Source organism: Ferrovibrio sp., assembly GCF_017994015.1.
Taxonomy (GTDB): Bacteria; Pseudomonadota; Alphaproteobacteria; order Ferrovibrionales; family Ferrovibrionaceae; genus Ferrovibrio.
On the sequence record NZ_JAGOLP010000004.1, the window covers coordinates 70330 to 85602 of the forward strand.

A 15273-nucleotide genomic window follows, 5' to 3' on the forward strand; every position below is an offset into this window, starting at 1 on the left:
CGGCGGAAGTTGACCTGGGCGACGGCAACGACACGCTGAACCTGTTCAACGGCCCGAACAGCCTGACCATCACCAATGTTGAGACCGTGGTGGGCGGCACCGGCAACGATGACCTGACGATGTCGGGCACCGTGTCGGGCGTGCTGTTCCAGCTTGGCGCCGGCTCTGACAGCCTGACCCTGGCCGATGGTGGCAACGAACTGACCGCCACCAATATCGAAACCGTGACCGGCGGTGCCGGCGATGACGTGGTGACCTATGGCGCCGCTGTCACCAACGCCACCATCGATCTTGACGATGGCAGCGACAAGCTGGTTCTGGCGAACGGCACCAACAGCCTGACCGCGAGCAATATCGAAACCCTGACCGGCGGCACCGGCGCTGACACCATCACGCTGGGCAGCACCATCGACAGCTCGGCCGATATCGACCTTGGCGATGGCAAGGACAAGCTGACCCTGGCCGATGGCGGCAACACTGCGGTGTTTGCCAATATCGAAAGTGTGGTTGGCGGCTCGGGTGATGATGACGTCACCCTGTCGACCACGGTTTCGGGCGGCAATGTCAACCTGGCGGCCGGCAGCGACAAGCTGACCCTGGCCGATGGCGGCAACAGCCTGACGGCCTCGAATGTCGAGACCCTGGTGGGCGGCACCGGCGCGGATGTCGTCACGCTGGGCAGCACCATCGACAGCTCGTCCTCGATTGATCTGGGCGATGGCAATGACAGCATCGTGCTGGCCAATGGCGGCAATGCTGATGCCACCATCACCAATGTTGAAACCATCACTGGCGGCACGGGTGCCGATACCATCACCTTGGGCGCCACTGTCAGCAATGGCAGCGTCAACCTGGGCGTGGGCGCCGACAGCCTGACCCTGGCTGATGGCGGCAACACCATCACCGTCACCAATGTTGAAACCATCACCGGCGGTGCTAACGAAGATGATGTCACCCTGGGCGCTGGCGTTACCGGTGCAACTGTGGATCTGGGCGACGGTACTGACGTTCTTCATCTGGCGAACGCAACCAACACCCTGACCGCCACTAACGTTGACACCATTATTGGCGGCACTGGCAACGACACCATCACGCTGGGTTCCACGACGGACACCAGCACCACCATTGATCTAGAGGGCGGCAAGGACAAGCTGATCCTGGCCGATGGTGGCAATACTGGTAATTTTGCCAATATTGAGACCCTGGTTGGCGGCACGGGCGATGACGACATAAGGCTTGCCACGACTCTTTCTGGTGGCAGTGTTGATCTGGCGGCCGGCAACGACAAGCTGACCCTGGCCGATGGCGGCAACAGCCTGACGGCCAGCAATATCGAGACCCTGGTTGGCGGCACCGGCGCGGATGTTGTCACGCTCGGCAGCACCATCGACAGCGCGTCGTCGATTGATCTGGGCGATGGCAATGACAGCATCGTGCTGGCCAATGGCGGCAATGATGGCGCCACGCTGACCAATATTGAAACCATCACCGGCGGCACCGGTGCCGATACCATCACCCTGGGCGCCACTGTCTCCGGCGGCAGCGTCAACCTGGGCACTGGCAATGACAGCCTGACCCTGGCCGATGGCGGCAACGAACTGACGGTCAGCAACACCGAAACCGTGACTGGCGGCGCCGGCGACGACACCGTGACCATCGGTGCGGCGCAGACCGGCGGCAACTATGACATGGGCGATGGCAGCGACAAGCTGGTGCTGGCGAACGGCACCAACACGCTGACCGTAAGCAACATCGAAACCCTGACCGGCGGCACCGGCGCTGACACAATCACGCTCGGCAGCACCGTCGACAGCTCGGCCGAAATTGACCTCGGCGCCGGCAACGACAAGCTGACCCTGGCCGATGGCGGCAACGCTGCGGTTCTGGCGAATGTGGAAAGCGTGGTTGGCGGCACTGGCGATGACGATGTCACGCTCAGCACCGTGGTCACCAACGGCAACATCAACCTGGCCGATGGCAACGACAAGCTGACGCTGGCCGATGGCGCCAACAAGCTGACGGTGAGCAACGCCGAAACCGTGATCGGCGGCACCGGCGACGACACCGTGACCCTGGCCTCGACGCTGCCCTCGACGGCGGAAGTTGACCTGGGCGACGGCAACGACACGCTGAACCTGTTCAACGGCCCGAACAGCCTGACCATCACCAATGTTGAGACCGTGGTGGGCGGCACCGGCAACGATGACCTGACGATGTCGGGTACTGTGTCTGGTGTACTGTTCCAGCTTGGCGCTGGTTCGGACAGCCTGACCCTGGCCGATGGTGGCAATGAACTGACCGCCACCAACATCGAGACCGTGACCGGCGGTGCCGGCGATGACGTGGTGACCTATGGCGCCGCTGTCACCAACGCCACCATTGATCTGGGCGACGGCACTGGCGACAAGCTGGTGCTGGCCAATGGCACCAACAGCCTGACGGCGAGCAACATCGAGACGCTGACCGGCGGCACTGGTAACGACACCATCACGCTCGGCACCACTGTTGACAGCTCGGCCGAGATCGACCTCGGCGCCGGCAAGGACAAGCTGACCCTGGCCGATGGCGGCAATGATGCGGTGCTCGGCAATGTTGAAACCGTGATCGGCGGCTCGGGTGACGACAAGGTCACCTTCTCGGCCGCTGCCACCGGCGTCACCGTCGACCTGGCGGCTGGTAGTGACGAAGTGGTGCTGGCTGACGGCACCAACAGCCTGACGGCGACCAATGTCGAAACCATCACTGGCGGCACTGGCGCTGACACTGTCACGCTCGGCACCACCATCGACAGCTCGGCCTCGATTGACCTGGGCGACGGCAATGATGCCATCACCCTGGCCAACGGCGGCAATGCTGGCGCCACGCTGACCAATGTCGAAACCATCACCGGCGGCACCGGTGCCGATACCATCGCCTTGGGCGCCACTGTCAGCAATGGCAGCGTCAACCTTGGCGCCGGCAATGACACGCTGACCCTGGCCGATGGCGGCAACACGCTGACCGTGACCAATGTTGAGACGGTCACCGGCGGCGTTGATGCCGATATTGTGACCCTCGGCGCGGCGCAGACTGGCAGCAATCTCGATCTGGGCGATGGCAGCGACAAGCTGCTGCTGGCGAACGGCACCAATACGCTGACCGCCACCAACATCGAGACGCTGACCGGCGGCACTGGTGCTGACACCATCACGCTGGGCAGCACGGTTGACAGCTCGGCCGAAATCGACCTCGGCGCCGGCAACGACAAGCTGACCCTGGCCGATGGCGGCAACACTGCCGTACTCGCCAATGTTGAAACGATCACCGGCGGCACTGGCGATGACGATGTCACGCTCAGCACCGTGGTCACCAACGGCAGCATCAACCTGGATGGCGGCAACGACAAGCTGACCCTGGCCGATGGCGCGAACAAGCTGACGGTGAGCAACGCCGAAACCGTGATCGGCGGCACCGGCGACGACACCATCACCCTGGCTTCGACGCTGCCGTCCTCGGCGGAAGTTGACCTGGGCGACGGCAACGACACGCTGAACCTGTTCAACGGCCCGAATAGCCTGACCATCACCAATGTTGAGACCGTGGTGGGCGGTACCGGCAACGATGACCTGACGATGTCGGGCACCGTGTCGGGCGTGCTGTTCCAGCTCGGCGCCGGCTCTGACAGCCTGACCCTGGCGGATGGCGGTAACGAACTGACCGCTACCAACATCGAGACCGTGACCGGCGGTGCCGGCGATGACGTGGTGACCTATGGCGCCGCTGTCACCAACGCCACCATTGATCTGGGCGACGGTACCGGCGACAAGCTGGTGCTGGCCAATGGCACCAACAGCCTGACCGCGAGCAACATCGAGACCCTGACCGGCGGCACCGGCAACGACACCGTGACCCTGGGCAGCACCATCGACAGCTCGGCCGAGATCGACCTCGGCACCGGCAAGGACAAGCTGACCCTGGCCGATGGCGGCAACACCGCCGTGCTCTCCAATGTGGAAAGCATTGTGGGTGGTTCGGGTGATGATGATGTCACGCTGGGCAGCCTGATCACTGGCGGCAGCATTGACCTGGCTGCCGGCAGCGACAGCCTGACCCTGGCCGATGGCACCAACAGCCTGACGGCGACCAACATTGAGACCATCACTGGCGGCACCGGCGCTGACACTGTCACGCTCGGCACCACCATCGACAGCTCGGCGGCGATTGATCTGGGCGACGGCAGCGATGCCATCACCCTGGCCAATGGCGGCAATGCCGATGTGACGCTGACCAATGTTGAAACCATCACCGGCGGCACCGGCGCTGACACTGTTACGCTCGGCGCCACCGTCTCCGGCGGCAGCGTCAATCTGAGCACCGGCAATGACAGCCTGACCCTGGCCGATGGCGGCAACAGCCTGACGGTGAGCAACACCGAAACCGTGACCGGCGGCGCTGGTGACGACACCGTGACCATCGGTGCGGCGCAGACCGGCGGCAAATACGACCTTGGCGATGGTAGCGACAAGCTGCTGCTGGCCAATGGCGTCAACAGCCTGACCGTCAGCAACGTCGAGACGCTGACCGGCGGTACTGGCAACGACACCATCACACTCGGCACCACGGTTGACAGCTCGGCTGAAATCGACCTCGGCGCCGGCACTGACAAGCTGACCCTGGCTGATGGCGGCAACACTGCCGTGATCGCCAATATCGAGCAGGTAACCGGCGGCAGCGGCGATGATGATGTCACCCTGTCGGCGGCGGTCTCCACCGGCACCTTCGACCTGGCTGCCGGCAGCGACAAGCTGACTCTGGCCGATGGCACCAATAAGCTGACTGCCACCAATGTTGAAACCATCACCGGCGGCACCGGCGCTGACACCATCACGCTGGGCAGCACCATCGACAGCTCGGCAGAGATTGATCTGGGCGACGGCAGCGACAGCCTGACCCTGGCCAATGGTGGCAATGCCGATGTGACGCTGACCAATGTTGAAACCATCACCGGCGGCACCGGCGCCGACACCATCACCATGGGCGCGACCGTCTCCGGCGGCAACGTGAACCTGGGTGCAGGTGCCGATAGCCTGACCCTGGCCGATGGCGGCAACAGCCTGACGGTTGGCAACATTGAGACCGTGACCGGCGGCACCGGCGACGACACCGTGACCATCGGTGCGGCGCAGACCGGCGGCACTTACGACCTTGGCGATGGCGATGACAAGCTGGTGCTGGCCAACGGCACCAACACCATCACGGCCGCCAATGTTGAAACCCTGAACGGCGGCACCGGCACCGACACCGTCACCCTGACCTCGACGATCGATGCCAGCGCGGTGATCGACCTGGGCGCCGGCAAGGACAAGCTGACCCTGGCCGATGGCGGCAACACCGGCACGCTGAGCAACGTGGAAAGCGTTGTGGGCGGCACCGGCGATGACGACATCACCTTTGATGCGGCGGTTTCCGGCGGTACGGTCAACCTTGGCGATGGCAGCGACAAGCTGACCCTGGCCAACGGCACCAACGTGCTGACGGTAGGCAATGCCGAGACCGTGATCGGCGGTACCGGTAACGACAGTGTCACCCTGACCACGACGCTGCCCGGCACCGCGCTGATCGACCTCGGCGACGGCACCGACACGCTGATCCTGTTCAATGGCCAGAACAACTTCACCATCGCCAATGTGGAAAACGTCATCGGCGGCACCAACAACGACGTTGTTGTGCTCTCCGACGCGGTGACCGGCGCGACGTTCAATCTCGGTGTGGGTGATGACAGCCTGCAGCTTGCTGATGGCACCAACAGCCTGACTGCCAGCAACATCGAGACCCTGACCGGCGGCACCGGTGACGACACCGTGACCCTGGGTGCCGGCACCACCGGCGCGCAGATCGACCTCGGCGATGGCAATGACAAGCTCCAGCTTGCCAATGCCAACACCACGCTGACGGTGAGCAACGTTGAGACGCTGCTTGGCGGCACCGGGGTGGACAACATCACCCTGGGCAGCACTGTCGACTCCAGCGCCGTAATCGATCTTGGCGCCGGCAAGGACAAGTTGACCCTGGCCGATGGCGGCAACGCTGCGGTTCTGGCGAATGTCGAGCAGGTGGTTGGCGGCAGCGGCGATGACGATGTCTCCTTCACCACCACGGTGTCGGGCGTTGTTCTCGACATGGCCGCGGGCAACGACAAGATCACCCTGGCCGATGGTGGCAACACCATCACGGTGACCAATGTCGAAACCCTGATTGGCGGCACCGGCGCCGACAAGATCACCTTCAGCAGCAGCCTCGACTCCTCTGCTGAAATTGATCTCGGCGACGGCGTTGACAGTGTCACCCTGGCGGCGGGCGGCAACACCCTGACCCTGACCAATGCGGAAAGCATTGTCGGCGGCACCGGTGCTGACCTGATCACCCTGGGCGCCACCGTCAGCAATGCCACCATCAACCTGGGCACCGGCAGCGACAGCCTGACCCTGGCCGATGGCACCAACAGCCTGACTGTGACCAATATCGAGACCCTGACCGGCGGCACCGGCGATGACACCATCACCCTGGGCGGCGCGGCGACCATCGCCAACCTGGATCTGGGCGATGGCAACGACAAGCTGGTCATGTCCTCGGCCGGTGGCACCATCACCGCCACCAATGTCGAGACCATCCTGGGCAGCAGCGGCGTTGACAACATCACCCTCGGCACCACCGTGGATACTTCGGCGGTGATCGATCTGGGGACCGGCAACGACAAGCTGACCCTGGCCGATGGCGGCAACGAAGTCTCGATCAGCAATGTCGAGACGGTGACTGGCGGCAGCGGTGCTGACCTGCTGACCCTCAACACCACGATTGCCAATGGCAACATCAACCTGGGTGCCGGCAGCGATAGCCTGACCCTGGCGAACGGCACCAACAAGCTGACCGCCAGCAATATCGAGACCCTGACCGGCGGTACCGGTGCCGACACCATCACCCTGGCTTCCACCATGGCTTCTGACAGCCTGGTCGACCTCGGCGATGGCAACGACACCCTGGTCCTCGCCAATGGCGGCAATGTGCTCAGCATCAGCAATGTTGAGACCATCACCGGCGGTACCGGCGCGGATGAAGTCACCCTCGCCACCACCACCAGCAATGCCCAGATCAACCTGGGTACGGGCAACGACAAGCTGACCCTGCTGGATGGCGGCAACACGCTGACCATCACCGCTGTCGAAACCGTCACCGGCGGTACCGGCAACGACAAGGTCAGCTTCGCCGCCTTCAGCACCAGCTCGGTTCTGGACCTCGGCGATGGCGACGACACAGTGCTGCTGGCCAATGGTGCCAACAAGGTCACCCTGACCAATGTTGAAACCATCACCGGCGGCACCGGCGCGGATATTGTCACCCTGGGCGATACGCTGTCCTCTGCGGCAGAGATCAACCTCGGCGCTGGCAACGACACGCTGATCCTGTCGAGCAATGGCGCCAACACGCTGTCGCTGAACAATGTTGAAACCGTCACCGGCGGTTCGGACGACGACGACATCACGCTGAACGGCGTGCTCTCGGCCGGCAAGTTCGACCTCGGCGCCGGCAGCGACAAGCTGACCCTGGCCAACGGCACCAACACCATGTCGGTGGGCAATGTCGAAACGCTGACGGGCGGCACTGGCAACGACACCATCACCCTGATCGTGGCCGGCACCGGCATCGAGATCGACCTTGGCACCGGCAGCGACAAGCTGACCCTGGCCAATGGCGCGAACGAAATCTCGGTTGCCAATGTCGAGACCATCACCGGCGGCACCGGTGCCGACATCATCACGCTCACTGCCGGCATCACCGGTGGCAGCGTGGCGCTTGGCTCCGGCAGCGACAAGCTGGTGCTGGCCGATGCCACCAACAGCGTCGTGATCAACGGTGTTGAAACTTTGGTTGGCGGTACTGGCAACGATACGGTCAGCTTCGCGGCGGCTGCGATCAACACCAATATCGACCTTGGCGACGGCAATGATCGTGTCACCCTGTTCAACGGTGTGAACACTGTCACCATCACCAATGCCGAAACCATCGTCGGCGGCACCGGCAACGATACGGTGACCCTGACCACCACGGTGTCCTCGATCAACCTGAGCCTTGGTAATGACAAGCTGGTTCTGGCCGATATTGCCCAGAGCCTGACAGTGACCGGCGTCGAAACCGTGGTTGGTGGTACTCAGGCGGATGATGTCACCGTCTCGGGCGGCATCAGCAAGGGTAATATCGACCTGGGTGGCGGCAACGACTCGGTGACGCTGCTTGGCGGCACCAACTCGCTGACCATCTCCAACGTCGAAACCATCACTGGCGGCACTGGTTCCGATACCGTCACCCTCGGCGCGGCTTCGGTGGGCGTGGATATCGACCTCGGCGCAGGCGGCGACAAGCTGATCCTGTTCGGTGGCACCAACACGCTGACCGTTACCAACGTGGAGAGCATCACCGGCGGTACCGGCGCGGATACCATCACCATCACCGGCGGCCTGAACAGCGGTGTGTTCGACCTCGGCGCCGGCAGCGATACGCTGAACCTCGATGACACAGTGAACATCCTCACTGTGGCGAATATCGAAACCGTCAATGGTGGTTCGGATGTCGACGTCATCACCATCTCCGGCACCCAGGCGACCGTGGTGTTCGGCAATGAGGGCGACGATGAGATGACCGGCGGCGGCTCGGCGGATACGCTGATCGGCGGCGTGGGTAACAACACCGTCACCGGCGGTGCGGGTGTCGACACCTTCGTCTTCGCGGCGAATGGCGATGGCACCAGCTTCGTCCGCGACATGACGACGAGCGACAAGATCGCTCTCGACATCTCGGGCGGCACTTACGGCACCGATGCCTTTGGCGCGGTCAGCTCGCTGACCAACAACGTCAACATCAAGGCCGTTGCCAGCGCGGCGGTGCTCAGCACCACCGATCTGGGCCAGGCCGGCTTCGCCTACCAGTCGGATACCGGCGAGCTGTACTACAAGGCGGATGGTGATTTCAGCGGCGGTGCGGTTCTGGTGGGTACGATCACCACCAACAGCATCACGGCCTGGAATTACGACTTCAGCAAGATCGTCGCGGTCTGATCCGCAGCGCATCTTCGCCAATCGACGGGGCGGCCCTTGGGCCGCCCCGTTTTGTTTTGCGGATCAAAGTAACGGTTGGGTAACATCGTGCCGGAATACTGCCACCCCTGGTCATGCTGGGGATTCCGCGCCGCGGCGCGGAGTGGCATGATCGGCAGCGAAACAGGCCGGTAGCAGGCAGGAACGGGCGGGCAATGGCGAACGCGGCAGGTGGCGTAACGGCACAGGGTGTGGTTGATGCGGCGGTGGCCGCGTTTCAGCGCGGTGCTTATGAAGAAACTGAACGGCTATGCAAGGCCCTGCTGCAAGTTGCCCCCGACGACCCGGTTTCGCTGCAATTGCTTGGCCTGGCCGCCTATCGCCGGGGCCAGCTTGCCGAAGCGGAGGCCAGCCTGGCCAAGGCGGCCAAGAATGCACCGCAATCACCTGAAATCCACGCCAATCATGCCGCTGTGCTGCGTGCGCTGGGCCGGCTGCCGGAAGCCGAAGCGGCCAATCGCCGCGCTGTTGAACTGAAGCCGGATTTCCCGGAAGGGCATCACAATCTTGGCAATGCCCTGCGCGATCTGGGGCGCCATGCCGATGCCGAGGCTTCGTTCCGCCGTGCCGTCGAGTTGCGGCCGGAATTCAGCGATGCCTGGCTCAGCCTGGGCCGCTTGCAGCAGCTTACCGGCCGGCTGGCGGATTCAGAGATTTCCTTTCGCAAGGTGATCGAGCTGCGGCCGGATTATGCCGATGTGCATAGTGATCTCGGCAACAGCCTGCTGGGCATGGACAAGTTGCAGGAAGCCGAAGCGGCGTTCCGTGAAGCTTTGCGGCTGCGGCCCAACAGCCATGAGGCCTCGGTCAACCTGGCCGCTTTGCTGCTGCGCGCCGGCCGCCCGGCTGATGCCGAAACTTATGCGCGCCGCGCCCTGGCGCTGAAACCGGATTTGCACCAGGGCTTCAATAATCTGGCAATTGCGCTGGAGGATCAGGGCCGGCTTGATGAAGCCTCGGGTGTGTTCCGCCAGGTGCTCAAGCTGAAGCCGGATTATGCCGGCGGCCATAGCAGTCTGCTATTCTGCCTCAACTATCGCCACGATATCAGCGCGGAAAGCATTGCCGATGAATACCGTGCCTGGGATGAGCGCCATGCCCGGCCGCTGCTGCCGCGTCCGCTGCGTCATGCCAATGCGCCGGAAGCCGGCCGTAAGCTCAAGATCGGCTATGCTTCGCCGGATTTCCGCCAGCATGCCGTGGCGCTGTTTTTTGAGCCGCTGCTGGCGGCGCATGACCGCAGCCAGTATGAAATTTACCTTTATGGCGAAGTGCCTAACCCCGATGCGATGACGCAACGGCTGCGGGATCAGGCCGATCATTATCGCAGCACAGTGGGCCTGAGCGACGAACGCATGGCGGCGCTGATCCGCCAGGATGGTATCGACATTCTGATTGATCTGGCCGGGCATACCGCCGGCAACCGTCTGCTGGTTTTTGCCCGCAAGCCGGCGCCGGTGCAATTCTCCTACCTGATCGGCCATGGCACCACCACCGGCCTGAGCGCGGTGGATGGTTTCCTGTCAGATGATTACATGGTGCCGCCCGGCTTTGAGCATCTGTTCTCCGAGCGCATTGTGCGAATCGGCCGCTCGCCGCTGGTCTATCAGCCACCGGCAGCCATGCCGGATGTGTCGCCACTGCCGGCGCGCCAGAACGGCCATATCCGTTTTGGCTGTTTCAGCCGCACTGTGCGTATCAACGAGGATGTGATTGCGCTGTGGGCCGAATTGCTCAACCGCGTGCCGGATTCGGTATTGGTGCTGAATTCCAAGCCTTTCGCTGAGAAATTTACCCGCGAAATGTTTGAGCAGCGTTTCGCACCGCATGGCATCACGGCGGATCGGCTGGAACTGATCTACACCCATCCGCAGCCGAAAACCTGGGCGGCCTATAACAATATCGATATCGCGCTCGATCCATTCCCGCATAATGCCGGCACCACCACGATTGAAGCCTTGTGGATGGGTGTGCCGGTGCTCAGCCTGGCCTGCCGGCCCTCGGTCGGCCGCTTTGGCGCCAGCATACTTGGCGCCATGGGCATGAGCGACTGGGTGGCGGAAGACCCGGATGCCTATCTCGAAATCGGTGAACGCTGGGCCAAGGACCTGGATGCCCTGGCCGATTTGCGTGCTGGTTTGCGGGCGCGGTTTGAAGCCTCCGCGATGCGCGATGGCCCGGGCCTGGCCCGTGCCGTGGAAGGTGGCTATCGCCAACTCTGGTCGGAATGGTGTGAAAGCCGCGAAGCCGCCGGCACCGAGCCGCCGGAAGCCGAACGGCCGTTGAGCTACAGCGATGTGGTGGCGGCCTTCAATGCCGGCGACCGCGCCCAGGCACGCCGGGTATGCGAAGCTTTGCTGGAACAGCAGCCCAATAATGCCGATGCGCTTCAGGCCATGGGCGTGTTGTGCTGCGATGTGAAGGATTACCCGGCGGCGCTGAAATGGCTGTCGCGCGCGGTGGCGATCAATCCCAATCTGCCAGAATACTGGTCGTCGCTGGGCGTGGTGGCGCGCGCCATGAAGCTGCATGGCGATGCCGAGAATTTCTACCGCAAGGCCATTGCGCTGAAGCCGGTCTTTGCCGAAGCGCATAACAACCTGGGCAACGCGCTGCGTGACCAGGGCAAGCTTTCGGATGCCGAAGAGGCGTTGCGCACCGCGATTGAGCAACGGCCGGATTTTGATGATGCCATGGTCAATCTTGGCCTGGTGCTGCTGGCGCGTGAACGCTACGACGATGCCGAGGTAATCCTGCGCCGGGTGTTGGCGCTCAAGCCCGAGCGGCCGGATATCCACGATGCGCTGGCGATCATGCTGATGCGGCGTGGTCGGCTGGCGGAAGCCGAGGGTTTTGCGCGTTCATCATTGCGGCTGCGGCCGGATCATCCGGCCACGCTCGGCACGCTCGGCATTGTGCTGGAGGATCAGGCGCGGCATGACGAGGCCTTGGCCGTGCTGCGCCGCGCCGTCACCATCGCGCCGGGTGATCTTGCGGTTTCATCCAGCCTGCTTTTCTGCCAGAACTACCGCCCCAATGCCACGGCAGAAGAAATTTTTGACGAATACAAGCGCTGGGACGAACGCCATGGCAAGCCGCATCTGCCCAATCCGTTGCGGCATGAGAACAAGCCCGAGCCGCAGCGCCGGCTGAAGATCGGTTATGTTTCGCCGGATCTGCGGCAGCATGTGGTGTCGCTGTTTTTCGAGCCGGTGCTTGCGGCGCATGATCGCAACCAGTTTGAAATTTACCTCTATGGTGAAGTGGCCAATCCCGATGCGATGACCACCCGTTTCCAGAAACTGGCCGATCATTGGCGCAGCACGGTGGGCAAAAGCGACGATGAAGTGGCCGGCATGATCCGTGCCGATGGCATCGATATCCTGATTGACTTGGCCGGCCACACCGCCGGCAATCGCCTAACCATGTTTTCGCGCAAACCGGCGCCGGTGCAATTCTCCTATCTGATCGGCCATGGCACCACTACCGGCCTTTCCGCCATTGATGGTTTCCTCGCCGATGCTGCCATGGTGCCGGAAGGCTACGATCATCTATTCAGTGAAAAGGTGGTGCGCCTGCCGCGTTCGCCGCTGGTCTACATGGCGCCGCCGGCCATGCCATTGGTGGCGCCGCTGCCGGCGCTGAAAAAGGGCAAGAAAAAGCCAGTGGTGACGTTCGGCTGTTTCAGCCGCACCGTGCGCATGAATGATGCGGTGATCGAAGTCTGGTCGCGTATGTTGAACGCGATCCCCAATTCACGCTTGGTGCTGAATTCAAAGCCCTTCACCGATGAGACAACGCGCCAGCTTTTCCTGGATCGTTTTGGTGCTCATGGCGTGGCGCCGGAACGCCTCGACCTGATCTTCACCAATCCGCAGCCGCGCACCTGGGAATATTACGGCAATATCGATATCGCGCTGGATCCATTCCCGCATAATGCCGGCACCACCACGATTGAAGCCCTGTGGATGGGCGTGCCAGTGCTCAGCCTGGCCGGCCGGCCCAGCGTTGGCCGCTTCGGCGCCAGCATCCTCGGCGCGCTGGGCATGGAAGACTGGGTGGCCAAGGATGGCGACGAATATGTCGCCATCGCGGTGAAATGGGCCAACGATCTGCCGGCCCTGGCTGAACTGCGCCGCAACCTGCGGCCAAGGTTTGAAGCCTCGCCGATGCGTGATGGCAAGTCGCTGGCACGCGCCATCGAAGTGGCCTATCGCGATTTCTGGATTGACTGGTGCAAGCGCCAGCAGGGCGTGCAGGCCGCACCGGCCAAGCCGGCGGCGCCGGATCATCTGGCTACAGCGATCCAGGCCTTCCAGACCGGCCGGCTGGCCGAAGCCGCGCAGGCGGCCGAGATTTTGCTGGCGCTGGACCCGAAGAATGTGGATGCGCTGCATATCCTGGGCCTGATCGCCTATCGTCGGCGAGACTGGCAGACAGCGGCGGATCGGATCGGCGAAGCCGTGCAATTGCAGCCCGAAATGGCGGAATTGCGCTGGAACCGGGCCGGCGCCCTGCGTCAGCTTGGCCGCTTGGCGGAAGCCGAGGCGGAATGCCGCAAGGCGGTGGCGCTGAAGCCGGATTCCGCCGAGGCACGCAACAACCTGGCCAATACGCTGAAGGATATGGGCCGGCTGGATGAGTCAGAGCGTGAATTCCGCGAAGCCGTGCGGCTGCGGCCAAATTATCCGCATGGCTGGTCGAATCTGGGCAACACGCTGTTCGCCATGGGGCGCTTTGTCGATGCCGAGGAAGCCTGCCGCAAGGCGGTGGAGCTGGATGGCAAAAACGTCGATGCGCATAACAATCTTGGCAATTCTCTGCTCGGCCAGGAGAGGCTGGACGAGGCGGCGGATGAATTCCGTTCAGCGCTGGCGATCAATCCGGATTATGTGCTGAGCCATTCCAATCTACTGTTCTGCTCCAATTACCGGGCTGATTTGACCGCTGAGGAAGTCTATGCCGAATACCGGCGCTGGGATGAGCGCCATGGCAAGCCGCGCCTGCCGCAGCTGCTGAATCATAACAATGAGCGGGCGCCAGAGCGCAAGTTGAAGATCGGCTATGCCTCGCCGGATTTCCGCAATCATGCGGTGGCGATGTTCTTCGAGCCGCTGCTGGCCAGCCGTGACCGTGACGCTTTTGAAGTCTATCTCTATGCCGAAGTCTCAACCCCGGATGCGGTGACCGAGCGGCTGCGTGGACTGGCGGATCACTGGCGCGGCACGGTGGGCAAGGGCGATGATGATGTGGCGGCGATGATCCGCGCCGATGGCATCGATATCCTGGTCGACCTGGCCGGCCACACCGCCGGCAACCGGCTGGGCGTGTTTGCACGCAAGCCGGCGCCGGTGCAATTCTCCTATCTGATCGGCCAGGGCTACACCACCGGGCTTTCCGCCATTGATGGTTTCTTCTCCGATGATTTCATGGTGCCGCCGGGCTTTGAACATCTGTTCTCTGAACGCATCGTGCGGCTGGGCCGCTCGCCGCTGGTCTATCGTCCGCCGGAAGGCATGCCGGAGGTTGGCCCGTTGCCAGCCAAACGGAATGGCTTCATCACCTTTGGTAGCTTCAGCCGCACCGTGCGGCTGAACGAGAAGGTGGTGGCTTTGTGGTCGCGGCTGTTGCATCGTGTGCCGGATGCCAAGCTGGTGCTTAATTCCAAGCCCTTTGCCGAAGGCGGCACGCGGGCATTGTTTGAACAGCGTTTCGCCGCCCATGATATCGGGCCTGAGCGGCTGGAGCTGATCTTCACGCATCCGCAGCCCAAAACCTGGGCGCATTACAACGAGATCGATATTGCGCTCGATCCCTTCCCGCATAATGCCGGCACCACCACGATTGAAGCTTTGTGGATGGGTGTACCAGTGCTGAGCAAGGCGGATCGGCCCAGTGTCGGCCGCTTCGGCGCCAGCATTCTCGGTGCCTTGGGCATGAGTGATTGGGTGAGCGAGGACGAGGCCGAATTCATCTCCATCGCCGAACGCTGGGCGCGCGACGTGGATGGTCTGGCCACTTTGCGCGCCGGTTTGCGGCCACGGTTTGAAGCCTCGCCGATGCGCGATGGCCCGGGCCTGGCGCGTGCTATCGAGGCTGGTTATCGCCAGCTTTGGCGCGAATGGTGCGCCCGCCCGTAGCCTGG

2 protein-coding genes are annotated in these 15273 nt (G+C 62.9%); both read left to right on the forward strand.

The features are described 5' to 3' along the window. Positions 1 to 9089: calcium-binding protein (locus KBB36_RS04180; protein WP_290977301.1), on the forward strand; the 9089-nt coding region annotated here is incomplete at its 5' end. A gap of 194 nt (positions 9090 to 9283) precedes the next feature. After that, on the forward strand, positions 9284 to 15268 hold the full coding sequence (locus KBB36_RS04185; RefSeq protein WP_290977303.1) for a glycosyltransferase family 41 protein: 5985 nt from the start codon (positions 9284 to 9286) through the stop codon (positions 15266 to 15268). Positions 15269 to 15273 lie beyond the last annotated feature (5 nt).